Source organism: Bradyrhizobium sp. USDA 4369 (genome assembly GCF_054056435.1).
On sequence record NZ_JBSRYH010000001.1, the window covers coordinates 3,313,113 to 3,337,121 of the forward strand.

23 protein-coding genes are annotated in these 24,009 nt (G+C 65.2%); 9 read left to right on the forward strand and 14 right to left on the reverse strand.

Translation table 11 applies throughout. The annotated features are described in order from the left end of the window. Positions 1–65: 65 nt before the first annotated feature. Genes ACVIJ6_RS14955 through ACVIJ6_RS14975 form a run of 5 tightly spaced genes read left to right on the forward strand, consistent with a single transcriptional unit; the run spans position 66 to position 5,629 of the window. A complete protein-coding gene (locus ACVIJ6_RS14955) occupies positions 66–233 on the forward strand; it encodes a hypothetical protein (RefSeq protein ID WP_456773316.1) in 168 nt (55 codons plus the stop codon). Between the two features lie 17 nt (positions 234–250). Next, positions 251–2,167 (forward strand): glycosyltransferase, encoded by a 1,917-nt coding sequence (locus ACVIJ6_RS14960; protein WP_456773317.1) that lies wholly within the window; start codon positions 251–253, stop codon positions 2,165–2,167. A gap of 3 nt (positions 2,168–2,170) precedes the next feature. Then, positions 2,171–2,911 carry an ABC transporter ATP-binding protein gene (locus ACVIJ6_RS14965; RefSeq protein WP_456773318.1) on the forward strand — a complete coding sequence of 247 codons (741 nt, stop codon included), beginning with the start codon at positions 2,171–2,173 and terminating at the stop codon, positions 2,909–2,911. Then, positions 2,908–4,329, forward strand: coding sequence for a glycosyltransferase family 4 protein (locus tag ACVIJ6_RS14970; protein WP_456773319.1), 1,422 nt, complete (start codon positions 2,908–2,910; stop codon positions 4,327–4,329). Before ACVIJ6_RS14965 ends, ACVIJ6_RS14970 begins: the two co-directional genes overlap by 4 nt. Position 4,330: 1 nt before the next feature. Then, a complete protein-coding gene (locus ACVIJ6_RS14975) occupies positions 4,331–5,629 on the forward strand; it encodes an O-antigen ligase family protein (RefSeq protein ID WP_456773320.1) in 1,299 nt (432 codons plus the stop codon). Between the two features lie 380 nt (positions 5,630–6,009). Here ACVIJ6_RS14975 and ACVIJ6_RS14980 read toward each other — a convergent pair whose 3' ends face one another. From ACVIJ6_RS14980 to ACVIJ6_RS14990, 3 genes are all read right to left on the reverse strand, one after another. Further along, entirely contained in the window at positions 6,010–6,969 is a 960-nt protein-coding gene (locus tag ACVIJ6_RS14980) for an IS110 family RNA-guided transposase (RefSeq protein WP_456772080.1), read from the reverse strand. A gap of 818 nt (positions 6,970–7,787) precedes the next feature. Then, a complete protein-coding gene (locus ACVIJ6_RS14985) occupies positions 7,788–8,627 on the reverse strand; it encodes a C40 family peptidase (protein ID WP_456773321.1) in 840 nt (279 codons plus the stop codon). Continuing rightward, positions 8,620–10,002 carry a leucyl aminopeptidase family protein gene (locus tag ACVIJ6_RS14990; protein WP_456773322.1) on the reverse strand — a complete coding sequence of 461 codons (1,383 nt, stop codon included), beginning with the start codon at positions 10,000–10,002 and terminating at the stop codon, positions 8,620–8,622. Before ACVIJ6_RS14990 ends, ACVIJ6_RS14985 begins: the two co-directional genes overlap by 8 nt. A 196-nt stretch (positions 10,003–10,198) precedes the next feature. Between ACVIJ6_RS14990 and ACVIJ6_RS14995 the strand changes: the two genes are divergently transcribed. Next, positions 10,199–11,017, forward strand: coding sequence for a tetratricopeptide repeat protein (locus ACVIJ6_RS14995; RefSeq protein ID WP_456773323.1), 819 nt, complete (start codon positions 10,199–10,201; stop codon positions 11,015–11,017). Here the strand turns inward: ACVIJ6_RS14995 and ACVIJ6_RS15000 are convergent. The 11 genes from ACVIJ6_RS15000 to ACVIJ6_RS15050 form a co-directional block, all read right to left on the reverse strand. After that, positions 10,998–12,257, reverse strand: a complete 1,260-nt coding sequence (locus tag ACVIJ6_RS15000; protein ID WP_456773324.1) for a hydantoinase/carbamoylase family amidase — start codon at positions 12,255–12,257, stop codon at positions 10,998–11,000. The two genes, ACVIJ6_RS14995 and ACVIJ6_RS15000, sit on opposite strands and share 20 nt — an antisense overlap. Before the next feature lie 73 nt (positions 12,258–12,330). Next, on the reverse strand, positions 12,331–13,305 hold the full coding sequence (locus tag ACVIJ6_RS15005; RefSeq protein WP_456773325.1) for a type II secretion system F family protein: 975 nt from the start codon (positions 13,303–13,305) through the stop codon (positions 12,331–12,333). A gap of 8 nt (positions 13,306–13,313) precedes the next feature. Next, positions 13,314–14,288 carry a type II secretion system F family protein gene (locus ACVIJ6_RS15010; protein WP_456773326.1) on the reverse strand — a complete coding sequence of 325 codons (975 nt, stop codon included), beginning with the start codon at positions 14,286–14,288 and terminating at the stop codon, positions 13,314–13,316. A 12-nt stretch (positions 14,289–14,300) separates the two neighbouring features. Then, positions 14,301–15,764: a CpaF family protein gene (locus ACVIJ6_RS15015; RefSeq protein ID WP_456773327.1), complete on the reverse strand. Its 1,464-nt coding sequence runs from the start codon at positions 15,762–15,764 to the stop codon at positions 14,301–14,303. Between the two features lie 21 nt (positions 15,765–15,785). Continuing rightward, positions 15,786–17,054, reverse strand: a complete 1,269-nt coding sequence (locus ACVIJ6_RS15020) for an AAA family ATPase (protein ID WP_456773328.1) — start codon at positions 17,052–17,054, stop codon at positions 15,786–15,788. After that, positions 17,051–17,785, reverse strand: coding sequence for a CpaD family pilus assembly protein (locus ACVIJ6_RS15025; protein ID WP_456773329.1), 735 nt, complete (start codon positions 17,783–17,785; stop codon positions 17,051–17,053). Before ACVIJ6_RS15025 ends, ACVIJ6_RS15020 begins: the two co-directional genes overlap by 4 nt. A 22-nt stretch (positions 17,786–17,807) precedes the next feature. Further along, a complete protein-coding gene (locus ACVIJ6_RS15030; RefSeq protein ID WP_456773330.1) occupies positions 17,808–19,280 on the reverse strand; it encodes a type II and III secretion system protein family protein in 1,473 nt (490 codons plus the stop codon). A gap of 17 nt (positions 19,281–19,297) precedes the next feature. Beyond that, complete coding sequence (cpaB, locus tag ACVIJ6_RS15035; RefSeq protein ID WP_456773331.1) at positions 19,298–20,098, reverse strand: Flp pilus assembly protein CpaB; 801 nt, start codon at positions 20,096–20,098, stop codon at positions 19,298–19,300. 125 nt (positions 20,099–20,223) lie between these two features. Then, on the reverse strand, positions 20,224–20,748 hold the full coding sequence (locus ACVIJ6_RS15040) for an A24 family peptidase (protein ID WP_456773332.1): 525 nt from the start codon (positions 20,746–20,748) through the stop codon (positions 20,224–20,226). A gap of 108 nt (positions 20,749–20,856) precedes the next feature. After that, positions 20,857–20,991, reverse strand: coding sequence for a hypothetical protein (locus tag ACVIJ6_RS15045; protein ID WP_456773333.1), 135 nt, complete (start codon positions 20,989–20,991; stop codon positions 20,857–20,859). 82 nt (positions 20,992–21,073) lie between these two features. Continuing rightward, positions 21,074–21,238, reverse strand: coding sequence for a Flp family type IVb pilin (locus ACVIJ6_RS15050; RefSeq protein WP_012046840.1), 165 nt, complete (start codon positions 21,236–21,238; stop codon positions 21,074–21,076). Positions 21,239–21,664: 426 nt separating this feature from the next. Between ACVIJ6_RS15050 and ACVIJ6_RS15055 the strand changes: the two genes are divergently transcribed. The 3 genes from ACVIJ6_RS15055 to ACVIJ6_RS15065 all read left to right on the forward strand — a co-directional run bounded on the left by ACVIJ6_RS15055 (position 21,665) and on the right by ACVIJ6_RS15065 (position 23,963). After that, positions 21,665–22,492: a sterol desaturase family protein gene (locus ACVIJ6_RS15055; protein ID WP_456773334.1), complete on the forward strand. Its 828-nt coding sequence runs from the start codon at positions 21,665–21,667 to the stop codon at positions 22,490–22,492. Positions 22,493–22,690: 198 nt separating this feature from the next. Beyond that, complete coding sequence (locus ACVIJ6_RS15060; RefSeq protein ID WP_012046838.1) at positions 22,691–23,128, forward strand: pilus assembly protein N-terminal domain-containing protein; 438 nt, start codon at positions 22,691–22,693, stop codon at positions 23,126–23,128. Positions 23,129–23,423: 295 nt separating this feature from the next. Beyond that, complete coding sequence (locus ACVIJ6_RS15065) at positions 23,424–23,963, forward strand: TadE/TadG family type IV pilus assembly protein (protein WP_456773335.1); 540 nt, start codon at positions 23,424–23,426, stop codon at positions 23,961–23,963. Positions 23,964–24,009 lie beyond the last annotated feature (46 nt).

The window sequence follows — 24,009 nt, forward strand, 5'->3', positions numbered from 1 at the left end:
ATCCATTGACGTGTGAAAAATTCCCACGTAATGCAGGCGGAGTTGAGGCACAGGAGTTCGCAATCATGATCTGCTCTCAGGTCCGATCCGCCGCAGCCGCCGACCCCGCCGACGCATCAGTCCGCCGCAGCCCGGATTCGTCCCATCCCCGGCCGCTGCTCGCCGGCATCCCGGCGGCGATCGCCGGCGGCACGCGCGCGGCGGCGACCGTGCTCCTGGTTCTGGCCCGTTGAGCCCCGCGAGCCCGGTCATGGACGCAACTCCCGCCTCTTCGCGCCGCTTCTCGGTGCTTCACGTCTTCAAGGTGTTCTATCCCGACCTGTTCGGCGGCACGCTCACGGTGATCCGCGACATCTGCGCCGGCCTGGCGCACGCCGCCGCGTCGTCGGTGCTGGTCTGCTCGGATGCGCCGCGGCCCCGCCACGAGATCGTCAACGGCATTCCGGTCGAGCGTGTGCGCTCGCTCGGAAACCTGCTCTCGCTGCCGATTGCGCCGACCTATCCGCTCCGGCTGTGGCGCCGCATCGCCGCGTATGATCTGGTCGCGCTGCATGCGCCGTTTCCGCTGGCCGATCTCGTCTTCGCCTTCGGTCTCGGGCGGGCGCGTCCGCTGGTCGTGCACTGGCATGCCGACATCGTGTCGCATGGCCGGCTGCGCTGGCTGGTCGAGCCCTTGATGCGCCGAACGTTGCAGCGCGCGGAGGCGATCATCGTCTCCGACGCCGCGCTCGCGACGCGGACCGCGCTGCTGCGCGACGTCGCCAACAAGTGCCACGTCGTTCCGTTCGGCGTCGATCTTCGGAAATTCGCGGCGCTGGAGAACGGCGAGCGGCCGGGCTCCGCGGGCCGGCGCGTGGTCGCCTGCGGCCGCCTCGTGCCGTACAAGGGCTTCGACATACTGATCCGTGCCGCGGCCGGCCACGACTTCGAGGTCAGGATCATCGGCGAGGGACGCGAGCGTGCTCATCTGCAGCAGCTGATCGACGGCTTCGGAGTAGCGGATCGAGTCCGGCTGCTCGGCTCGCTGTCCGACCCCGAGATGGTGGGCGAGATCGGCGCCGCCGACGTGTTCGTCATGCCCTCGGTCACCAATGCCGAGACCTTCGGGCTCGTGCAATTGGAGGCGATGGCGGCCGGCCGTCCGATCATCAACACCGCGCTCGACACCGGCGTGCCCCGCGTCGCCCGTGACGGCCTCGAGGCCGTCACCGTGCCGCCGGGCGATGCCGTGGCGCTCGCCGGAGCCATCAACGCGCTGCTCGCCGATCCCGCGCGGCGCCGCCGCATGGGGGACGCCGCACGGCAGCGCGCCGCGACGCATTTTGCGGCCGCGGCATTCGACCAGGGCATCGAGCAGGTCTATCGCCGCGCTGTCGCCGCACATGCGGCCGCGCATCGCGCATCCGAACAGGGCGTCGGACTGCTCGATTCGGTTCGGATCGCCGCCGCGCTGGCCTGGTCGGATCTGCGCCATCGCTACGTGCGCTCGCTGCTCGGCCCGTTCTGGATGTCGATCCAGATGGCGATCATGGTGGCGGTGCTCGGCTCGGTGATCAGTCATTTCGGCCCGGCTGGCGGCCTGTCCCGGCTGCCGATGCTGGCGCTCAGCCTCACCGCCTGGACGTTCCTGAACGGCGTCGTGCTCGACGCCACCACGGCGCTGCAGGCGTCGGCCAGCCTGATCAAGGACCGCGCCCTGCCGCCGGTCGTGTTCCTGTTGCAATGCTGCTTCCGCCAGGGCCTGTTCGCGCTTCACAACGCCTGTGTGCCGCTGGCGCTGTGGCTCGCGATCGATCCGATGGATGTCGGCGGCGTGTTCGCCGCGTTGCCGGGCGTGCTGCTGTTCATCGCCTTCACCTTCGCGGCGAGCCTCGTGCTCGGCGCCCTGGCCACGCGGTTTCGCGACCTCAAGCCGATCATCGAATCCGGCCTGACGCTCGCCTTCCTGGCCTCGCCCGTCATCTGGTCTCCCGAGATGATCGACCGCGGGTCGTTCATCATGCGGGTGAATCCGCTGACGCATCTGTTCGCGATCTGGCGTGAGCCGCTGGCAACCGGGCAGGTCCCGATGTCGAGCGTCCTCTACGTGGTCATGAGCCTGTCGGTGCTCGTGGTCGCGAGTCTCGTGACGTTGAGCCGGCTGCGCAAAGCCGCCTTCTGGATTTGAAACATGACAAGCATCACGCTCAGCAATGTCTGTCTCGACTACCCGCTTTACGGAGCCTACGACTTCTCGATCAAGCGGCGCCTCATGAACCGCCTGCTCGGAGAGGCCGACGGCGGGCATGCCGTACGGGCGATCGATCAGGTCTCGCTCGACATCCGTTCCGGCGCGCGCATCGGGCTGTTCGGTCCGAACGGATCGGGAAAATCGACGCTGCTTCGGCTGATCGCCGGCGTCTATCCGGCGACCAGCGGCCGTATCGAGGTCCGGGGCAGGGTGATGCCGCTGCTCGGTCTCTCCGCGGGCGCCAATCTCGACCTGGTCGCCACCGACAATATCAGCCTGCTGCTGCGGATCGGCGGCCGTCGGCCGACGCCCGCGATCATCGACGACATCTGGGCGTTCACCGAGCTCGAGGACCGCATGCGCCGGCTGCCGCTGCGCACCTTCTCGTCGGGCATGCTGATGCGGGTCCTGTTCGCGACGGCCACGGCGTTCCCTGCCGATATCCTGCTGCTCGACGAATGGCTCAGCGTCGTCGATGAGCGCTTCTCGGCGAAGGCCGAGCGGCGGCTGCTCGAATTGGTGGATGGTGCAGCGATCGTGATGCTGGCATCGCACGATCAGGAGCTGCTGCGCCGCGTCTGCAACAGGATCGTTCCCCTCGATCGCGGCCGCATCGTCGGCGTGGAGAGGGGCTGTGAGACGGATCTATCGGCTCGGAAACTGGAGGAGATCTGCGCATGAGCAGCATCCTGATCATCAGCGAGGCGCTGGGCGAACCAAATCACAAGCGCGGTATCTTCCATTTCACCCGCGAGCTGCTGCGATCGCTCGCCGCGGAGGGGCACGAGCTTACATTGCTCGTGGAGACGACCAGGCGCTATCGCAAGCTGCGCAAGCGCCAGCTGCAGTCGCGGCTGTTCGCCGCCAACTCGCGACTGATCGAGCTGCTCGCGCTCTATCGCTTCCTGGACGAGGCCGACATGAACGCGTCCGCGAGCAGGAGCGGTTTGCGCCAGCACGTGGACTGGCTGCGGAGCCGTCTCACCGTGTCGGTATCCGCGGAGTACTGCCGCTGCTTCCTCCGGGCGCTGGGATTCTGGTTTCCACGCCACGACGCGTTGGAGAACCGCACGGAAGGCCTCGAATACATTCCGCCCGACCTGCGGCATCTCCGGCTGTTCCGAAAGTTCCTGCTCGAGCCCGGCTTCTACAGCTACCAGGACAGCTCGGCGTTCTTCAGGTTGTCGCCGCCGCGGATCGACGCGCGCGGGTATGACATCGTCCTGATCGACACGCCGACGCGCGTCGCGGTCCGCCGCGATGCCGGGACCCGCGTGATCTGCGTGGTCCATGATCTCCTGCCGCTTACGGATCTCAAGCTGAGCGATGCCGCGACGCGGCTGTTCCTGTCGCGGCTGGCCACCAGCATCGCGCAGGCCGACGAGCTGGCTTTCGTGTCCAACTACAGCCTGGAGCGCTTCCGGGAATTGATGCCGCAGCACGCGCATCTCCCGGCGCGCGTGGTCTATCCGCGAACGCGGTTCGACGAAGCTGCGCCGCCCATCGCGACCGCCGCGGGCGCCGCCCGGCCGAGTTTCGTCGTCATCGTCTCCGCGGAGCCGCGCAAGAATCTCGATGCGCTGATCCGCGCCTTTCGCCGGCTGCCTCAGGCCGATCTCGTCGTCATCGGCTATGCCGGCAAGACGCATCAGGCGCGCAACCTGCCGCCGAACATCCGTTTCGCCGGCTATGTGGAGGAGCAGGACAAGGTCTCGCTGATCGCGGAGGCCCATGGCCTGATCATGCCGAGCTTTGCCGAGGGGTTCGGTGTCCCCATCATCGAGGCGCTCGCCGCGAACACGCCGGTGCTGTGCTCGGACATTGCCGTGTTTCGCGAGGTGGCGGGCGATCTCGCCGAATATTTCGATCCGTTCTCGATCGCCTCGATCTGCGCAGCCGTCGATCGCGCGCTGCACCAGCAGGAGCATTGGCGGCACAAGATTCGCGAGCGGCGCAGCGAGCTCGCCGCCCGGTTCGGCCATCACAGCCAGGCGCGCGACCTGCTCGGCCAGCCCGCTGGCGAGACCAGCGATCGCGCGCGCAGCGCAATGGCGGCGACGACCGCCGGGCATGAACGACTTGCAGCGCAGGAGGTCTGACATGGCACAGGACGCCTGGCCCATGACGCTCGAGGCTGGTTCATCGCAGGATGCGCCACAGGCCCGCGCCGTCGCCACCTCCTGGGTGGAGGCGCCGCTCTATCTCCGGCTTGCCGATACGATGGTGGTACTGACCGCGGTCGCGCTGCCCTGGTCGACCTCGGCGACCGCCATCTTCATTGTGCTGTGGCTGGTCATGCTGATCCCGACCATCGACTGGGACGAACTGGTCCGTAGCCTGGCCGCGCCCGCCTCGGCCATGCCGCTGGCCTTATTCGCGCTCGCCGACATCGGCGTGTTGTGGTCGGGCGGACCGTGGGACTCCGGCATCAAGGGTCTCAATCCGGTCTCCAAGCTGCTGCTGATTCCGTTCCTGCTCTATCACTTCCGACGCTCGCCGCGGGCGGCCTGGGTTCTCGCCGGCTTCATCGGTTCGTGCACGCTGCTGATGATCCTGTCGCGGATCGTCGTGGTCGATCCGTCCTGGAAGATCTCCGCGACGGCGTCGAGCGGCGTGCCGGTCAAGAACTACATCGACCAGAGCCAGGAGTTCGCGTTCTGCGCCTTTGCGCTGGCGCCGTTGCTGCTGCTGGCCTGGACACGAGGACAGCTGCTGATGGCCACGGGCCTGCTCGGGCTGATCGTCGCCTTTCTCGCCAACATGCTGTTCGTCGCGTCTGCGCGAACAGCGCTGATCTATCTGCCGGTGCTGCTCGTGCTGTTCGGCGTCCGCCATCTGGGCCGCAGCGCCATGCTCGGTCTCGTGGCCGTTGCGCTCGCTGCGGGCGCCCTGGTGTGGACGACATCGCCCTATCTGCGGCAGCGCGTCGCGGATGTCGCGATCGAGTATCGCGCCTATGATGCCAATGTCCCGGCGTCGACCGCGCAGCGGCTGACCTATTGGCGCAAGTCGATGAAATTCTTTGCCGACGCGCCGTTGCTCGGACATGGCACCGGCTCGATCCGGCACTTGTTCGAAAACGACGCCGTCGGGCAGACCGGGCTCCGGGCCGAGGTGGTGAACAATCCCCACAACCAGACGCTCAATGTCGCGATCCAATGGGGACTGGCCGGCGTGGTCGTCCTCTACGCGATGTGGGTCGTCCATCTGCGCCTGTTCTGGCGCACGCACCCTGCCGCCTGGATCGGACTTGCAATCGTCGTGCAGAACCTCGTCAGCTCGCTCCTCAACTCGCATCTGTTCGATTTCAACGAGGGCTGGATGTATGTGCTCGGCGTCGGCGTGGCCGGTGGCGTCGTGCTCGGCCGTGCTGACGATACAGGCCACTCAGCAGAATGATGATGGTGATGGCGAGCGTTTCGCTGAGAGGACAGCGAGACGCCGAATTCACCGAGCGTGGGTCGCGGACTGCGACGATCGCGACGCCGGCTCATTGGCGGGCGAGCTGATTTGCCCGACGCGCAGCGTCTGCCAAAACCTGCCCAGCCTCCTCCTGGAAAAAATTCCTGTTTCTTATTTTCGGAAATCGTGCATACTCCGCTGCGTCCTGCCCCACGAGAGCAACTGTAGAGTTTTGGACCTGTAAGCCGGCTTGGTTCAAGGCTGGCGCTGGGCGCGCCACCGCCTTCGGCGGCTTCGGCCTTGAGCCAATCCGTTCACAGGTCCAGTCGACTTACATGCGCTCGGTCGGGAACCGAGCGCGGCAGGAGCGCGCTCGATCAGCTCGCCACGCAACGTGCCGGATCCCATTGCTGGCCGCGTGCGAGCATTGTGTTGAGGATGATGATCAGCTTGCGCATGCAGGCGATGACGGCCACTTTGGGCTTCTTGCCCTTGGCGATCAGTCGACGATAGTAGGCCTTGAGAACAGGGTTGTTGAGCGTTGCCGCGCCGAGGCAGGGCATATAGATGGCGTTGCGGACCCAGCGGCGACCTCCCTCGATATGACGCTCACCGCGGTGCTTGCCACTGTCGTCGTCATAGGGGGCCACACCGATCAAGGCAGCGGCGATCCTGTCACTGACTCGGCCGAGCTCCGGCATTCCGGCGACGAGGTTGGCGGCACTGATCTGACCAAGTCCTGGGACGCTGGCGATGATCTCCGCACGCTCAGCCAAGCTCGGGATGGACCTGACCTTGGCTGATATCTCTGCTTCGAGCTTGGCAATTTCCTTGTCAAAGCTCTCCAGGATGCGCGCCTGCGCCTTTTGGACCGTCCGCGGCGCGGCGTGTTCACTCTGGCACCCAAGGGCTATTCTGGCATTGACCAGTCTCACACGCGCCTTCACCAAGCCCTGCAGTTCCTCAAGATCTGCATCGTAGACCTGACTTGGCCCATCGCTGAATGTCTCGCCAAACCAAGCGATCATCTCCGCGTCGATCGCGTCGTTCTTGGCTAAGCGTCCGGCCGATAATGCGAAGTTGCGAACCCGCTTGGGGTCGACAACCTGCACCTCGGTGCCAGCCTGGCGCAGCAGTTTGGCCCATTCCCGCTCATAGCCTCCACTCGCCTCCATCACGACCTTGGTGACCTTGTGCTTACGCACCCAGGCGACCAACCGGCGTTGTCCTACCGCGGCGCTCAGAAAAGTTGGACGTTCGGCGACTGTCCGAACGCACGCATCCACCTTGTCCTTTGCCACATCGATGCCCGCGACAACGCTGTCAGTTTGTGCCATCTTCGACTCCCTTCCTTGCTCGGTTCGGGCTCAAAGCCCTTGCAACTGTTCGGGTTGAGGAAGACACCGGATCTGTCCCTCGCTCTGAAACAAGCTTCATCGCTTTTGGGACGTAAGGACGTAACGGGCTCAGATCCAGCGACGGGCGGTTGGTCAGAACCGCCCGTTTGCGTATCTTGGCAGAGCTTCTCCACACAAGGGACGTATCGCGATCGTCACGGCACGTAGAGGCGGGGATGCGGTGGCCGCGGCTTTGTCAGGCGCTTTTGCGCGACGAGTGATGAGCTGCGGACGGCGAAGTCGCCTGGTCCTGGCGCCCCGATGCTGGCGTCAAGGTCGCTGTGTTCATGACAAGCGCAGCGAGCGACGGGGGCAAGACAGCCGGTCCCTGGGGAGATCGCGTATAAGTCGTAAAGCCATCGCGCGGGGAAGGGCCGGATGTTCGGCCCGTACCTGTGGCGACTGCCGCGTGCTTTCCTGCACGCAACCACGGGTGCGTTCGGCGCCCGGCCTTCCCTGCGCCCTCTCATGTTCGAGGGCGGACGATGCCGCAAAGCTCGGGCCACGAGGCCGCGAGAACGCGGACGTTTGGCTTACGCTGTTTGAGACGTGAACCCGGCAAATGACGTGATGAGAGCCGCTGGCTGCGACGACGTTCGCCGCGTGATCAGGCCACGCCGTCGTTGCGAGCGAAGCGAAGCAATCCAGGGCTGCGCAAGGACTCTGGATTGCTTCGCTCGCGCTCGCAATGACGGAGGGAGGAGCGTGTGTCTCTCAGGCTCATCGGGGGGAGGACGCGTCAGCGCGATGAGACAACCTCAAGCGAGCCGCTTGATCGCGAGCACTTCGCTGCCGCTGGCCTTGATGCGCGCAATCGCTGCACTGATCGGCTCGATCGCCGTCGCCATGTGAAACGCATTGGCGTGCACGAGCGTGTCGGCATCTTTGATAATGGCGACGTGCCCCTTCCAGAAGATGAGATCGCCGCGGCGGGGCGGGTTCCCGGCCGCGAGCGCGCGTCCGAGCGCGGCGAGCTGCAGGTCGCTGTCGCGCGGGCACTCGATCCCTGCAGCATTCAGCGACAGCTGCACGAGACCGGAACAGTCGATGCCGAGGCTCGTCTTGCCGCCCCACAGATAGGGCGTGCCGACGAAGCGCTCGGCGACGGCAACATAGTCGTGCTCGATCGCATCCAGCGACGTGACGTGCTGCTTCGGCACGAACCAGCCTTCATGCGTCACGACGAAGCTCGCCTCCTCGCGCGTCACCGCGAGCGTCGATCCCATCGGCAGCGTCTCGACCGGCGGCAGCTTGATCGACGGTCCGGGAAACGCGAAGCTGCGCAGCGCGCTGATCTTGTGCGTCGGTGCGGCAGCGGACGCAGCCAAGGCAGCCTCGGGCAGCCAGCCGACATAGTGATCGGCTGCGAGCTGTCCCCAGGCCCAGCCCTCGCCATTGCGATCGTAGATCGTGACGCGCTCTCCCTTCAGCGCCTGCGTCGCCAACTCGGCGCCCGAGAATGGCTGCTGCCGCAGCGGCGCGATCGGATCGCCGACGACCAGCGTCTCGCCTTGGACGAAGCGATCAGCGATGACCTGGCCTTCGAGATGCTTGGCCGCGATGTCGCCGCGCGCCGGCGTGAGGCGGGGATCAGCCATAGCGCTCGCTCAGGAGCTTGTAGAGCGCGCGCGCCGCCTGGCACTCGCCGCCTTCGGGCCGCCCCGGCTTGGCCGACGGCGTCCAGGCGAAGATATCGAGATGCAGCCAGCTCCTGGCATGCTCGACGAAGCGCTGCAGGAACAGCGCGCAGGTGATCGAGCCGGCGAAGCCGCCCGACGGCGCGTTGTTGAGGGTCGCGACCTTGGAGTCGAGCCAACTGTCATAGGGTGCCCACAGCGGCATCCGCCACAGCGGATCGTTCTCGGCCGCCGCACAGCGCGCGACGTCAGCGGCGAGCGTCTCGTCCTGGGTATAGAACGGCGGCAGATCAGGACCGAGCGCGACGCGCGCGGCTCCGGTCAGCGTGCCCATGTCGATCAGCAGATCCGGCTTGTCCTCGTCGGCGAGCGCCAGCGCATCGGCGAGGATCAGCCGGCCCTCGGCATCGGTGTTGCCGATCTCGACCGTGAGGCCCTTGCGCGAGGGGAATACATCGAGCGGGCGGAAGGCATTGCCGGCGACCGCGTTCTCGACCGCCGGAATCAGCACGCGCAGATGCAGCTTGAGCCTGGCGTCCATCACCATCTGCGCCAGCGCCAGCACATTGGCGGCGCCGCCCATGTCCTTCTTCATCAGCAGCATGCTGCTCGACGGCTTGAGATCGAGCCCGCCGGTGTCGAAGCAGACGCCCTTGCCGACGAGCGTCACCTTGGGATGCGCCGGATCGCCCCAGACGAGCTCGATCAGGCGTGGTGCCCGGGTCGAGGCGCGGCCGACGGCGTGAATGAGCGGAAAATTCTGTTGCAGCAGGTCGTCGCCGATGATGCTGGTGAAGCGGGCCCCGAAGCGCTCGGCGACCTGTTTCGCGGCCGCCTCCAGCTCCTCCGGCCCCATGTCGTTGGATGGCGTGTTGACGAGATCGCGCGCGAGACTCGCGGCATCAGCCAGCCGATCGAGCTCCGCGGCGGCGACGCCCTCGGGTGGCACGAGGCGGACCTCCGGCGTCTCGGCCTTGCGATAGCGGCCGAAGCGATAGCTGCCGAGCGCGAAGGCGAGCGCAGCCAGCCGCGGATCATGCGGCGCATTGCCGAAGCGGTAGGTGCCCGCGGGCAGCAGGCCGGGCAGGGTGCCGGGCCGGAACGGGTCGCGGTGCTTGGCATCGCTGTCCTCGATGCCGAACAGCACCTGCGCGATGCGGCCATCCGCGCCAGGGAGGATCAGGCAGCCGCCGGGCTTGGCCACGTAGGCATTGGCCTCGGCGAAATTGCGGGCTTCCGCCGGCAGCGTGTCGCGGAGGGCCGGCCAGCTCGATTTCGTCACGAAGGTGATCGGAATGGCCGATGGGGCGGGGGCGGTCTCGAAGATCGAGGGCATGTCTTCCAAGTCCTTGACGGTCGCGCTGCCGGCAGACTTCGCAGAGTTTGACGGCCGCTGCAATCGCAGCAGAGGCATCGCCCGGATGTCGACGCAGAGCTGCCATCCGCGCCCGGTTCACGCCATTAACCGGCTGTTAGCGTTAACAGTTTATTGCTGGCGCGTTCATTTCGCTCGTTCCCAAAGTCCAAGTGACATGCGTCAGCAGCCTCCCCTCAGCCGGCTCCTTGCGTCGGCCGCACTCCTCGCACTTCTCGCTGCCGGCCTCGGCGGTTGCCAGACCGTGTCCGACGTCACGGGATCGCTGAAAAGCCGCGCCGAGCCGCCGCCACCGGCGACGCCGCAACGGGCGGCCGAGGTGTATGGCGAGCGCTATCGTGCCAACCCGAAGGATGCGGTTGCCGCGGTCGCCTATGGCCAGGCGCTGCGCAACAATGGCCAGCGCGAGCAGGCGGTCGCCGTTCTGGAGCAGGCGACCTTGGCCAATCCCGGCAACAAGACCGTGCTCGCCGCCTATGGCCGGGCGCTCGCCGACAATGGCAATTTCAAACTGGCCTTCGACGTGCTGTCCCGCGCGCACTCGCCCGATAACCCCGATTGGAAGCTTTTGTCGGTGCAGGGCACCGCGCTCGACCAGATGGGCCGTCACGACGAGGCGCGGCGCTATTATGAAAGCGCGCTGAAGATCGTTCCGGGCGAGCCGTCGGTGCTGTCCAATCTCGGCCTGTCCTACATGCTGACGCGGGAGCTGCCGAAGGCCGAGGAGGTGCTGCGTCAGGCCTATGGCTCGCAACAGGCGGATGCGCGGGTGCGCCAGAACCTTGCCCTCGTGGTCGGCCTGCAGGGACGCTTCAGCGAGGCCGAGCAGATTGCGCGCGCCGACCTGCCGCCCGACGAGGCCGCCGCCAACGTCGCCTATCTCAAGGAGATGATCCAGGGGCAGAGCCAAGGCCGCGGCAAGGCCAAGTCGCGACCCGGCGCACCGGTCACGGCGCTCAGCCAGCCTGAGGAGTGATCAACGCCGCGTTTGCGAGCAGGCGACGGCAGGTCTCGACGAACACATCGGCGCCGGTGACGATGTCGGCGTCGGCGGTGTTCTCGGTCCAGTGATGGCTGACGCCGCCGATCGACGGCACGAACAACATGCCAGCCGGCATGATGGTGGCCAGCATCTGCGCGTCGTGGCCGGCGCCGCTCGGCATCCGCAGCGACCGGCCGCCGGCGAGATCGCGGCTCGCAGCCTCGATCGCATCCTGGAACGCGGCATCCATCATCGCCGGCGCACCGGTGCGGATGCGCTCGACGGCGATCTGACAGGGACCTGACGCGGATTCCGCCTCGGCGAGGGCGTGCAGCAGCTGCTCCAGCCGCGCGATGACGGCGGGATCGTCGTCGCGGATCTGGAACAGCATCTCGGCCCGCCCCGGGATGATGCTCGGCGCGCCCGGATCGAGGGTGATGTGCCCGGTGGTCCACACCGTGCGCGGGCCGCAGGCGGCCGGAAAGCGGGCGTCGATCGCGACGCAGAACCTGGCCAGAGCCAGGCCGGCGTCTTTGCGCACCGCCATCCGCGTGGTCCCCGCATGGTTCTGCTCGCCCGCAAAAATGATGCGGTATTGCCAGATGCCGACGATCGAGGTGACGATGCCGATCTTGAGCTCGCTGTGTTCGAGCGTGTCGCCCTGCTCGATATGAGCCTCGAGATAGCCGATGTGACGGCCGCGCTCGGCCTGCAGGCGCGGCCGCCCGGCAAGGCCCATCTCGGTCAAGGCCTCGCGCATGCTGCGCGGGCTGCTGCGGTCGCGGGCGGCGTCGATGTCGGCCTCGCTGACCTGGCCCACATAGGAGCGGCTGCCGAGGAAGCTGCCGAAATGCCCCTCTTCGTCGCACCAGGAGGCGACTTCCACGGCCCCCTGGATCGACGGATCGGGATTGAGCACGCGTGCGGCCTCGAGCGCGTAGATCACGCCCAGCGGACCATCGAGCCAGCCGGCATGGTTCTGGCTCTCCAGGTGTGATCCCGCCAGCAGCTTCGGGCCAGGCTTGGCGCTGGTGCCGAGCACGTTGCCGATGCCGTCGATGGTCGGCGTGAGCTGCGCGTCGGGCAGTCGCTCGGCCAGCCAGCTCAAGGATTGACGGTGCGCGTCGGAGAAGGTCGGCCGGTGAACGCCGGTCTTGTAGCGGCCGAACGCGCGCAGCGCGTTGAGATCGGCGAGGACGCGGGCGCCGTCGGCGCGGCGGAACTGGGCGGACATCAGGCGGAGACCTCGATCATGCTCCGCCTAGCTTCCAGCTGTCGTCGTCGTCTGCAAGCAAAATCTCCGCCCGCTACTGCATCGCGGCGACCTTGATACCGGTCGGTCCCAGAATGACCACGAACAGCACCGGCAGGAAGAACAGGATCATCGGCACGGTCAGCTTCGGCGGCAGCGCCGCAGCCTTCTTCTCGGCTTCGTTCATGCGCATGTCGCGGTTTTCCTGCGCCATCACCCGCAGCGATTGACCAAGCGGGGTCCCGTAGCGTTCGGATTGCTGGAGCGCGAGGCAGACGGACTTCACGCCCTCGAGGCCGGTGCGGCGCGCGAGGTTCTCATAGGCGACCTTGCGGTCCTGCAGATAAGAGAGCTCGGCGGTGGTCAGCGTGAACTCCTCGGAGAGCGCGATCGACTGGCTGGCGATTTCCATCGACACCTTGCGGAAGGCTGCCTCGATGGACATGCCGGACTCGATGCAGATCAGCAGAAGATCCAGCGCATCGGGGAAGGCGCGCTTGATCGACAGCTGGCGCTTGGAGATCGCGTTGCTCAGGAACAGCATCGGCGCCTGCAAGCCGAGATAGGCCATGCCGATGCAGATGCCGATCTTGATCGGCATCGACTTCTGCAGGTTGGCGATCACGAAGACATAGAGCACGGTGCCGACGAACAACACCACGGGCGTGACGAGCCGCGCGAACAGGAACGTGATGTAGGGCGCCTGGCCGCGATAGCCGGCCATGATCAGCTTCTCGCGCGCCGCCTCCTGTGCCAGCCATTTGGTGAGGTTGAAATCATCCACCACCTTGGCGACCAGCTGCTTCGGGGTCTGCCGCAGCGACACCTTCTCGCCGGCATTCATCCGCTCGCGCTCGCGCTGCTTGATCCGTTCGCGCTCGCTCGCCACCGCCTTCATGCGCTTGTTGAGGTTCTCGCCCGCGAAGAGCGGCATGATCAGCGTGTAGACGGTCGCGCTCGCCGCGATGGCGGCGAACAACATCGTCATGAAGTGCGGGTCGTGCAGCTTGGTGACCAGAAAGTCGACCATGGTCCACCTCAGAAATCGAAGTTGATCATCTTCTTCATGACAAAGATGCCCATGGACATCCACACCACGCAGCCGACCAGCATCAGCTGGCCGGTGGGATGGGTCCACAGCAGCGAGATGTAGTCGGGCGTGCTCAGATAGACCAGCAGCATCACGATCGGCGGCAGCGATCCGATGATGCCGGCGGAAGCCTTCGCTTCCATCGACATCGCCTGAATCTTCTCGGCCATCTTCTTGCGGTCGCGCAGCACCTTGGACAGGTTGCCCAGCGCCTCGGACAGGTTGCCGCCGGACTTCTGCTGGATCGCGACGACGATGCCGAAGAAATTGGCTTCGGGCAGCGGCATCCGCTCATACAGCCGCGCGCAGGCCTCGCCGAGCGGCATGCCGATCGCCTGCGTCTCGATGATGGCGAGGAATTCGCTGCGCAGCGGCTCCGGGGCGTCGGCCGCGACCACCTTGATGGACTCGAACAGCGGCAGGCCGGCCTTGATGCCGCGGACGATGACGTCGACGGCGTCGGGCAGCGCCGCCAGAAACTTCTTCTCGCGACGCTTCTTCAGGAAGTTCAGGATCCAGCGCGGCAGACCGAAGCCCGCGGCGAAGCCGAGACCCAGCGCGCCGAGCGGACCGCCGCCGGCGAAGAAGGCGATCGCGGCGGCCATGAAGCCGAGCACTCCGGAAATGATCCAGAATTTCTGCACGGTCCAGTCAAGTCCGGCCTGCGAGATGCGCAGGTTCAGCGGCACCTTGCTCTGTTTCTGCGCCTTGGCTTCGAGATCCTTCAGCGAGGACTCGACCTGCTCGCGGCGCGAGCGTTGATTGCGTTCCGCCTGGCGGACCACCGGCTCCGATTTGGCGACACTGCTGCGCCGCTGCTCGGCCTTCCGCTCGCCCGACAGCATGGGATAGAGGAACACCCAGGCGATGCCGCCGATGGCGGTGGCGGCGAGAAAGGCCAGGGCGAGAACCTGAAGCTTCATGGCGCCGCTCCCTTAGTCCTTGCTCGCGACTTCGGCGGCGTCGAGCGCTGCCGCCAGCCGTTTCTCTTCGCCATAATAGCGCGCGCGCTCCCAGAAGCGGGGACGGCCGATGCCGGTGGAGCGATGGCGTCCGATGATCTTGCCGTTCGCGTCCTCGCCGACCATGTCGTAGAGGAAGATGTCCTGCGTGATGATGGTGTCGCCTTCCATCCCCATCACCTCGGTGATGTGGGTGATGCGGCGGGAGCCGTCACGCAGGCGCGCCGCCTGGACGATCACGTCGATCGAAGCGCAGATCATTTCGCGAATGGTGCGCGACGGCAGCGAGAAGCCGCCCATCGTGATCATGGATTCGCAGCGTGACAGCGCCTCGCGCGGGTTGTTGGCGTGCAGGGTGCCCATCGAGCCGTCGTGACCGGTGTTCATGGCCTGGAGGAGATCGAAGGCCTCCGGGCCGCGGACCTCGCCGACGATGATGCGTTCGGGACGCATACGCAGGCAGTTTCGGACCAGCTCGCGCATCGTGACCTGGCCTTCGCCCTCGATGTTCGGCGGCCTTGTTTCCAGGCGGACCACATGCGGCTGCTGCAGCTGGAGTTCGGCGGCGTCCTCGCAGGTGATGATGCGTTCGTCGTGATCGATGTAGTTCGTGAGGCAGTTCAACAGCGTTGTCTTGCCCGAACCGGTACCGCCGGAGATCAGCACGTTGCAGCGGACGCGGCCGATGATCTGCAGGATCTCCGCGCCTTCCGGCGAGATCGCGCCGAACTTGACCAGCTGATCGAGCGTCAGCTTGTCCTTCTTGAACTTACGAATGGTGAGCGCAGGTCCGTCGATCGCCAGCGGCGGCACGATGGCGTTGACGCGGGAGCCGTCGGCGAGACGGGCGTCGCAGATCGGCGAAGATTCGTCGACGCGGCGACCGACCTGGCTGACGATGCGCTGGCAGATATTCAGCAGTTGCTGGTTGTCGCGGAAGCGGATGCCGGTGCGCTGGATCTTGCCGGCGACCTCGATGTAGACCGTGCCGGCGCCGTTGACCATGATGTCGGCGATGTCGTCGCGCGACAGCAGCGGCTCGAGCGGGCCGTAGCCGAGCACGTCGTTGCAGATGTCGTCGAGCAGTTCTTCCTGCTCTGCGATCGACATCACGATATTCTTGATCGCGATGATCTCGTTGACGATGTCGCGGATTTCCTCGCGCGCCGACTCGCCGTCGAGCTTGGCAAGCTGGGCGAGGTCGATCGCCTCGATCAGTGCGCCGAAGATCGTCGCCTTGACCTGGTAGTAATTGTCCGAACGCCGGGCCTCCACCACGGGGGGCGGGGGCGGAGGCGCCTGCCGGGCCGGAGACAAAGGCGGCGACGCGACCGTCGGAGCAGCCGCGCGCGGCGCCGCCGGCGCCGGCTCGGGCGCAGGCGCAGCCGGCCTGAGAGCCCTGGTATCGTTGTCCAATCCGCTACGCTTACCAAACACGACCTAGAACTCCACGCGTGCTTACTTCGACCTCAGCTTGTCGAGCAGAGGTGACAGGAAGGAGCCTTTCGGCTTCTTGGTCTCGCTGCGGCCGGTCAGCCGCTGGGCGATCTGCAGGAACATCTCGGTGGTCCGATGATTGGGCGACATCTCCGCGATCATCTGGCCGTTGTTCGCGGCCGCACCGAAGACCTGAGGCTCGAACGGTATCGAGGCGATCGGCTGGCTCTCGATCGCCTTGGCGAATTCGCTCGCATTGATCTCCGGCCGCTTGGGAACGCCGACCTGATTCAGGCAGTACAGCGGCATGCGGTCGTTCGGGCGCGCGGCCTTGAGCAGGTCGTAGATGTTCTTGGTGTTGCGCAACGAGGCAAGGTCCGGCGCGGCCACGATCAGAATGTCGTCCGCGCTGATCAGCGCCCGCTTGGTCCAGCCCGACCATTGGTGGGGAACATCGAGCACGATACACGGCATCGAGGCCCGGAGCGTATCGAAGATCGCATCGAACGCCTCAACGCCAAAATCGTAAACCCGATCCAGCGTCGCAGGCGCCGCGAGCAGGCTCAGATGATCGGTGCATTTGGACAGCAGCCGATCCATGAAGGCGACGTCGATCCGGTCCGGCGAGAACACGGCGTCGGCGATCCCTTGCGCGGGATCCTGGTTGTAGTCGAGACCGGCGGTGCCGAAGGCGAGGTCGAGGTCGGCGACGACGGAATCCATCGAGAGGTCGCGGGCGATCGCCCATGCGACGTTATGTGCAATGGTCGACGCGCCGACGCCGCCCTTGGCGCCGACGACGGCGATGATGCGGCCGACCGCCTTGGCCTCGGGCGCGGAGAACAGGTTGCAGATCGAGCGCACGACGTCGATCGGCGTGACGGGTGACAGCACATAATCGCTGACGCCGCGGCGCACCAGCTCGCGGTACAGCGTTACGTCATTGACGCGGCCGATCACGACGACGCGCGTGCCCGGATCGCAGACGGTCGCGAGCTGATCGAGGCCGGCGAGGATGTCGGAGCGCGCATCGGTCTCGAGAATGATCACGTTGGGGGTCGGCGCTGATCGATAGGCCTCGATGGCAGCAGCCATGCCGCCCATCTGGACCTTCAGATGCGCCTTGCCCAGGCGCCGATCCTCACCGGCGGCCTGAACTGTGGCGGCCGTCTCGACCGTCTCGCAGAACGCCTGCACCGACACGCGCGGGGCTGGCGCGATATGATCGTCGGCCGGCGGCGGCACGACGTCGGGCTGCTCCTCTGGGGTCTGTCGGGCGTAGCTGATCATTTGCCTGTGTCGCTGAGTTTGGCCTTATCGGCTTCGGGATAGGTGATCGCGGTTGACGATCCCTTGCGGTATTTGTCGAACAGCGCGGTGCGCCGCGTGGTGTAGGACGGCGTCTCGGCGCGCGGCTGCACCAGATCGGCGGGGTTGTCGACCATCGCGGCCATATTGCGCTGGTAGGCGCAACCGAAGTTCCAATCCGGCTTGTTCTCGAACCAGTTCTTGTTCTTGATCGTCGGACCGAGATCGTCGGGCCAGACGCCGCACGGGCCTGCTGTCGCCGACATTTTCGGATAGCTTAAGCGGATCGCCGCCATCTGGCGCGGGTCCTTGGGCTGATAGTTCCGCACGGTGAGGCCATGCGGCGGGATGCCGGCGGCCGCGAACAGCGATTGAATCTCGCGCATGGAATCGCCGGCCGCGCGCGCATTCGGCGTGCCGGTCGGCACGTCGGCGCTGATCGCGCCGGTGCCCTGGCGAAGCCAGCTCTGCGCCAGCGCCATCACCTCCGCGCGCTGCTCGGCGGTCAAACCGCCACGGCCTTGACCGACGAAGACGACGAGCGAGTCGGGAGCTTCCTGGACGGCGATCGGATGGCGCAGCCGGTAGTCGTCAGGGATGCTCGCCGTCATGGCGTCGTCCCTGGCGTGGTTGCAGGCGCCGAGCAGGGCTGCCGTCGCGGTCAGCATGGCGGCGAGAGGCAGGCGGCGAGCGGGGCTGGATTTCGTGGTCATCGTTGCAGGTCCTTGTCCCAGCTCAGTCCGTGATGAAGCCGTAGGTGCCGCGATAGCTGCGTCCGGGCTCGACCCGGCCGGGCACGCCATAGATGCGATTGATGCTGCCCAGAAGATCGGCTTGCCGATCGGATGCTGCGGCGAAGCCGTCGTCGGGACGGGAGAGATCCTTCTGCGCGACGGCGCGCACGACGAACGGCGTCACCAGCACCATCAGTTCGGTCTGGTTGTTGACGTAGTCGCGGCTGCGGAACAGCGTGCCGAGAACCGGCAACTGCATCAGGCCCGGCATGCCGCTGATCGCCTGCTTGGTCTGCTGCTGGATCAGGCCGGCCATCGCCATGGCGCCGCCGGAGGGGATCTCCAGCGTCGTCTCGGCGCGGCGGGTCTTGATGGAGGGAACGGTGAGCGAGTTCACGGTCGAGGAGGTCACCGCCTGCGACAGGGTGATGGAGTTCTCGTTGGAGAGTTCGGACACCTCCGTCATCACCCGCAGCGAAATCCGGCCCTCGGCCAACACGACCGGTGTGAAGTTGAGGGAGATGCCGAACTTCTTGAAGCTGATCTGCGTCGTACAGACATGGGTCGTCGGATCGCAAGAATAGCCGGCCGGAACCGGGAATTCGCCGCCGGCGATGAAGGTGGCCGACTCGCCCGAGATCGCGGTCAGATTCGGCTCGGCCAGCGTGCGGATCACGCCGGCATTTTCCATGGCCCGCAGCGTCGCTTGGACCGAGGACCCGAACGACGCGTTGATCGCATTGTTGGAGACCAGGTTGCTCCCATAGGCGGTGAACGGGTTGGAATTGGCGAATTTCACCACCGCGGTGCCGTAATTCAGCTGGCCCGACAGATCGATGCCGAGCTGCTTGACGACGGAGCGCTGGACCTCGGCAACCGTCACCTTGAGCATGACCTGATCGCGGCCTCTGACCGTGATCGAGTTGACGACCTTGTCGGCGCCGCCTGCGAGTCGCGCCGCGAGCTCGCCGGCCTGCTGTGCCTCGATCTGGCTCGCGGCCGAGCCGCTCAGGACGATGCTGTCGCCGAGGCCCTCGATCTGGATGTCCGAATTGGGCAGCAGCTGCTTCAGCGCGGCACGCGCCCCGTTGAGATCGCGCTTGACCGCAATGTCATAGGCCGCGATCTGCTGTCCCTGGGCGTCGAAGAAGACGATGTTGGTCTGGCCGACGGTTGCGCCGATGATGTAGGCGCGCTGCGACGAGCGGACCACGGCGTTGGCGATCTTCGGATCGGCGACGAGCACATCCTTGATGTCGCGGGGCAGATCGATGACCACGGATTTGCCGACGCCGAGCGCCAAGAAGCGCGCATTGATCTGGCCGTCGGCCGCGGCTGCCGTGACCGCCGGGCGGTAATCCGCCGCGATCACCGGCGCCAGCGCCGGATTCAAGGTCAGCGCAGCGGCGGCCGAAAACGACAGCGCGCGAACCATCGTGGTCCGCAATTTTCGCTGATTTTCGCTGCATGTCATCGTGGTGGTCCTCTCGGTCACTTCTGCGTCGTCATCGTGCTGGGAATGCCGAAGCGGATGACGGCGACGCTGTCGCCGCGCCTGCGGTTGTTCTCGTCAGGACGGTTCTCGGCGACGTTGATGTCGGCAATGCTGCGCAGTGCCAGCGACATGGTCCCGCTCTGGCGCGCGCGCGCCAGCGTCTCGGCCTGCTCCGGCTTCAGTTCCAGGGTGACGGTCTTGCCCACGACGGTGGTCTGGCCATCCTTTTCCTTGGGCGCCTGGTCGATCGCCAGGACGCGAATGTTCGACAGAATGATCTCCGAACTGATGACGTCGCCGGCGTTGGGCTGCTCCGGATTGCGCTCGCGCTTGGACAAGAGCACGTCGACCCGATCATTCGGCAGGATGAAGCCGCCGGCTCCGGTCTCCGGTGAGATCTCGGTGGAGACGGCGCGCATGCCGGCGGGGAGGATCGCGGCCATGAAGCCCGAGCCGTCGGCCTTGACCAGCTTCTGCTCGCGGATCGGCTCGCCGGCGATGAACGGCGCCCGGGCAATCATGCCGGTCACCTCGGCATCGCCCTTCGACCGATCCTTGCGCTGGATGAAGCTGGAGCTCGTCGTCGCGGCCGGCCAGCTCTGCCATTGCAGGTGTTCAGGCTTCAGCGACTGGCCGAGGTTGATGTCGGACTTGGCGACCAGGACTTCGACGGTCTCCACCGTCGGCGCAACAGCGGCGACCGGAGCCGGCCGATCGTCGGATCCGCTCGCGAGATATGCGGCCACGCCGCCAGCGCCCACAGCGATGGTGAGAACCACAACACGTGCGGTATTCATACGCTTCACTTTCCACATTACGCTGCGACGTTTCCGCCGCCGTGATGGGAGTTGAGCAGTTATTCGTCAAAGCATGGTTAATGAGGCGTATCTAAATCGCCTTAACACCGCGTTCACACGGTGTCTCAGGGCATCGCGAAGCGCGCCGCGTCGATCGCCTTCACCCAGTCGGTGTCCGGGTAGACCATCAACGCGCCCAGGGCGAGCGCGATGCCATAGGGCACGCCGCTCTCCCTGGCATGCAGACGGGCAAGCCAGGGCTGTCCGGCCAGCATGTACGGCAGCGGCCATTGCCGGAACTGCATCAGCAGCAGCGTGAGGACCCCGCCGAAGATCGATGCGTAGAGCAGGTAGTTCATCAGATGGGTGAAGCCGAACCATAGCGCGGCCGCCGACGCGACCTTGGCATCACCGCCGCCGATCCAGCCGAATGCAAAGCAGGCAAATGCGACGACGAGCAGGAGTGTGCCGGCGCCAACATGGCTGAGCATGTCCTGCATTCCCATCCCGCTCAGTGGCGCCAACACCAGAAACCCCGCAAGCAGCGCGAACGAGACGCGGTTCGAGATGGTCATCGTGAACAGGTCGCTCGCCGCGGCGAACGCCATCAGGGCGGGGAACAGCAGAAGGCGCGCAAGATCAAGGGTCATAGCTTCCGACGGCATTGGAGCGGCGCGTGTGCGCGGTCACGCGACGGTAGCGGCAAGACCTAAATGATCAGAAAACGGCTGCCACGGGCCAGCGCACAGCGGCCGGCTTCACCAGATGCTGACGATGCGGGCGGCGAGAACGATGATGGACAGGCCGAGCGCGAGACATACCCAGCGCATCGTCGCATCGGTTCGACCAAGGGAGCGCCTGGACGCGCCGGCCGGCAGAACGTGGTTACGCATGACTGAACGCCACCGGAAAAGAACGCGAAAACAATAAAGGCCCCGGATCGCCGGGGCCTTTTTGCTCGATCGTGACGACCGCTTACTTCAGCGACGAGTTGATCGACGAGAACTTGGAGCTCAGGCTGGTGCCGAGACCGTTCACGGCGGCAATGATCGCGAGCGAGATGCCGGCAGCGATCAGGCCGTACTCGATGGCGGTCGCGCCGGATTCATCCTTCACGAAGCGAGCAAGCAGATTCTTCATAGGTAACTCCATGTACACGTGGCTGGTCGAACATGATCTGGTCGTTGCGGCGTTCTCAGCACCGTGACCATGCGGCCACCCTAGGCAGCAGGCATTTCGGCGTAGTTAATTCGGTCGATGAAACACGGCGACAAATGCCTGTTATTGCGCAGAGTAAATTTCCAATGAAGCGCACGAAGAAGAGTTGAAACATGGCGCAATCACGTCTGAGTCTATCTTCGATGAGGTGGTTCCGCGCAGCCGACTGCGTTTCGCGCAGCGCGATGTCGAGATGCGATGCACCGTCATGCGCACACTTCTTTCTTGAGGCCGGCATTTCCTCCATCCGCATCTTGCGCTCCCGGTGAGCACCCACGCGCCTTGGGTTCACGGCTCCTTAAGCGCGACGGAGTACGCCTCGGGAAAGTTCATGAAATGAGGCACGTGATGTCCGGTTTGCCATGGGAAGTCGCACTGATGCTCGGCCAGACCATCGAGAAGGTTCTGCCGATCACCCTGGCGCTCGCCGTGGTCTTTTCGGTCCTGAGTCATTTCTGGGCCTGCAATCCCGGCAAGCCGTGGTGGCAGAAGCGCGAGCTCGTCACCGACATGGTCTACTGGTTCTTCGTGCCGGTTTTCGCGCGTGTGCTGCGCATCGGGTTGCTCGTGCTCGGGGCAGGCGTGGTGTTCAAGATCCACGACGCAGACGAGCTGATCGCGTTCTACGAAAATGGTCACGGGCCGCTGGCCCAGTTGCCGGAATGGCTGCAGGGTCTGCTGTTCATCGTGCTCGCCGACTTCATGCTGTATTGGACGCACCGGCTGTTCCATGGCGGCGAGTTCTGGAAATATCATGCCGTGCATCACTCTTCCGAGGACCTTGAATGGATCTCGGCAGCGCGGTTTCATCCCATCAACCTGATCCTCGGCACGATCGCCGTCGACGTGATCCTGCTGATGGCCGGTATCTCGCCGAATGTGATGATCTGGGTCGGTCCGTTCACGACGTTCCATTCGGCCTTCGTGCACGCCAATCTCAACTGGACGCTCGGACCGTTCAAATATGTCCTGGCAACTCCGGTCTTCCATCGCTGGCACCACACCGCTCTCAAAGAGGGCGGCAACACGAACTTTGCTGGCACCTTCCCGCTTTGGGACATTCTGTTCGGGACGTTCCGGATGCCGGAAGGTCGACTGCCGGAGAACTACGGCAAGGATGAAGCCGCGATGCCCGGCGAATTCGCCGGCCAGCTTGTCTTTCCCTTCCGCCGCTGATCGCTGGCTCGCAGGCTTAAGGCGAGTCGGCAACGTTTGCAGATCGTTCACCAATTGAGCGCAGATTTGCCGCGTCGGGCGCCGTCACCGCTGCGTATCGCTTGAGACGGCTCGTCAATGTCCCGGGGTTCCAGAATGTCGTTCAGTGTGTGGTGTCGTCCTCATCTTTCCCTGGCATGGCGCGCTTGCGTGGCCGCGATGCTGCTGTGGCCTGCCGCGGCGTCGGCCGATCCGGATCCGGCCATCGCCGTGAATGTCGATCAGGCGAAACTGGTCAAGCTGCCCGACAGGGTCGCCACCCTGGTGGTCGGCAACCCCATGATCGCGGATGTCACTCTGCAGAGCGGCGGCATCATCGTCGTCACCGGCAAGAGCTACGGGGCGACGAACTTCATTGCGATGGACCGCGGCGGCCAGGTGCTGGTCGATCGCCAGATCCAGGTGGCTGGTCCGACCGACAGGCTGGTGACGGTGTATCGCGGCGTCGATCGTGAGACCTATAGCTGTATGCCTGTGTGCCAGCGTCGGGTGACGCTGGGAGATGGTGACAATTATTTCAAGTCGGTGCTCGAGCAGGCCGGAACGATGTCCAGCACGGCGAGCGGCAGCGCCGCATCCGGCCCCAAGGCCAATTGACGCCAGCAGCGTCGCCGCCGGCGCGACGCTACCAGGTTCTGCATCGCGCGAGGCGCATTGCCGCCTCGCGCTGCGCGTCGTCGCGCATGGGTGATCCGTGCAATTCTCCGCCGCGAGACCTTCTCTGCAGTGAGGCCTGCTGGGATGGCGAACGATCGTGGCAATCGCGACACATGGTTAGCGGATCGTTGACGCGCCGCCCCACCTCGTCCGTTTCGTAGGAAACTCTTTCCCAACAAGTTTCCGCTATTTCTTTCACCCAGGTTGACGTGCCTCCCTCAAATCGGATGAACCCATGCAATCGTCCTCGATCGCCTCGTTGCGCAGCCATTTGCGACGTTTTCGGCGCAATCGGCGGGCCTCCGCCGCGCTCGAATTCGCACTGGTGGCGCCGATCTTCTTCGCGCTGCTGTTTGCGATCATCGAAACGGCCCTGATGTTCTTTGCCGGTCAGGTGCTCGAAACCATCACGCAGGATTCGGCCCGCATGATCCTCACCGGGCAGGCCCAGCAGGGGTCGTATACGCAGTCCCAGTTTGCGAGCTATGTCTGCAACCAGGTGCCGGCACTGTTCGACTGCAACAAGATCTATATCGACGTGAAGAGCTACTCGAAGTTCGCCGATGTCTCGATCAGCAGCCAGATCGATAATTCCGGCAACTTCGTCAACAACATGACCTACAGCCCGGGCGCCGCCGGAGACATCGTCGTGGTACGGCTGTTCTATCAATGGCCGATCTTCGTGACCGGGCTCGGCTACAACATCGCAAACCTCTCGGGCAGCAAGCGGCTGCTGGTTGGAACGGCCGCCTTCAAGAACGAGCCGTATTCATAAGACCGCCAAGGTGTCCATCATGCATTGTGCAAAAAGACCGGGAGCT

Excerpts from the sequence above, each read along its gene's own strand:
- ACVIJ6_RS15025 (WP_456773329.1), bottom strand. The coding sequence starts at position 17,785 with ATGACCACGAAATCCAGCCCCGCTCGCCGCCTGCCTCTCGCCGCCATG.
- ACVIJ6_RS15050 (WP_012046840.1), bottom strand. The coding sequence starts at position 21,238 with ATGAAGAATCTGCTTGCTCGCTTCGTGAAGGATGAATCCGGCGCGACC.
- ACVIJ6_RS15055 (WP_456773334.1), top strand. The coding sequence starts at position 21,665 with ATGTCCGGTTTGCCATGGGAAGTCGCACTGATGCTCGGCCAGACCATC.
- ACVIJ6_RS15000 (WP_456773324.1), bottom strand. The coding sequence starts at position 12,257 with ATGTCCGCCCAGTTCCGCCGCGCCGACGGCGCCCGCGTCCTCGCCGAT.
- ACVIJ6_RS15020 (WP_456773328.1), bottom strand. The coding sequence starts at position 17,054 with ATGATCAGCTACGCCCGACAGACCCCAGAGGAGCAGCCCGACGTCGTG.
- ACVIJ6_RS15005 (WP_456773325.1), bottom strand. The coding sequence starts at position 13,305 with ATGGTCGACTTTCTGGTCACCAAGCTGCACGACCCGCACTTCATGACG.
- ACVIJ6_RS14960 (WP_456773317.1), top strand. The coding sequence starts at position 251 with ATGGACGCAACTCCCGCCTCTTCGCGCCGCTTCTCGGTGCTTCACGTC.
- ACVIJ6_RS14965 (WP_456773318.1), top strand. The coding sequence starts at position 2,171 with ATGACAAGCATCACGCTCAGCAATGTCTGTCTCGACTACCCGCTTTAC.
- ACVIJ6_RS15045 (WP_456773333.1), bottom strand. The coding sequence starts at position 20,991 with ATGCGTAACCACGTTCTGCCGGCCGGCGCGTCCAGGCGCTCCCTTGGT.
- ACVIJ6_RS15060 (WP_012046838.1), top strand. The coding sequence starts at position 22,691 with ATGCTGCTGTGGCCTGCCGCGGCGTCGGCCGATCCGGATCCGGCCATC.
- ACVIJ6_RS15040 (WP_456773332.1), bottom strand. The coding sequence starts at position 20,748 with ATGACCCTTGATCTTGCGCGCCTTCTGCTGTTCCCCGCCCTGATGGCG.
- ACVIJ6_RS14990 (WP_456773322.1), bottom strand. The coding sequence starts at position 10,002 with ATGCCCTCGATCTTCGAGACCGCCCCCGCCCCATCGGCCATTCCGATC.
- ACVIJ6_RS15065 (WP_456773335.1), top strand. The coding sequence starts at position 23,424 with ATGCAATCGTCCTCGATCGCCTCGTTGCGCAGCCATTTGCGACGTTTT.
- ACVIJ6_RS14985 (WP_456773321.1), bottom strand. The coding sequence starts at position 8,627 with ATGGCTGATCCCCGCCTCACGCCGGCGCGCGGCGACATCGCGGCCAAG.
- ACVIJ6_RS14970 (WP_456773319.1), top strand. The coding sequence starts at position 2,908 with ATGAGCAGCATCCTGATCATCAGCGAGGCGCTGGGCGAACCAAATCAC.
- ACVIJ6_RS14975 (WP_456773320.1), top strand. The coding sequence starts at position 4,331 with ATGGCACAGGACGCCTGGCCCATGACGCTCGAGGCTGGTTCATCGCAG.
- cpaB (WP_456773331.1), bottom strand. The coding sequence starts at position 20,098 with ATGAATACCGCACGTGTTGTGGTTCTCACCATCGCTGTGGGCGCTGGC.
- ACVIJ6_RS14955 (WP_456773316.1), top strand. The coding sequence starts at position 66 with ATGATCTGCTCTCAGGTCCGATCCGCCGCAGCCGCCGACCCCGCCGAC.
- ACVIJ6_RS14980 (WP_456772080.1), bottom strand. The coding sequence starts at position 6,969 with ATGGCACAAACTGACAGCGTTGTCGCGGGCATCGATGTGGCAAAGGAC.
- ACVIJ6_RS15030 (WP_456773330.1), bottom strand. The coding sequence starts at position 19,280 with ATGACATGCAGCGAAAATCAGCGAAAATTGCGGACCACGATGGTTCGC.
- ACVIJ6_RS14995 (WP_456773323.1), top strand. The coding sequence starts at position 10,199 with ATGCGTCAGCAGCCTCCCCTCAGCCGGCTCCTTGCGTCGGCCGCACTC.
- ACVIJ6_RS15010 (WP_456773326.1), bottom strand. The coding sequence starts at position 14,288 with ATGAAGCTTCAGGTTCTCGCCCTGGCCTTTCTCGCCGCCACCGCCATC.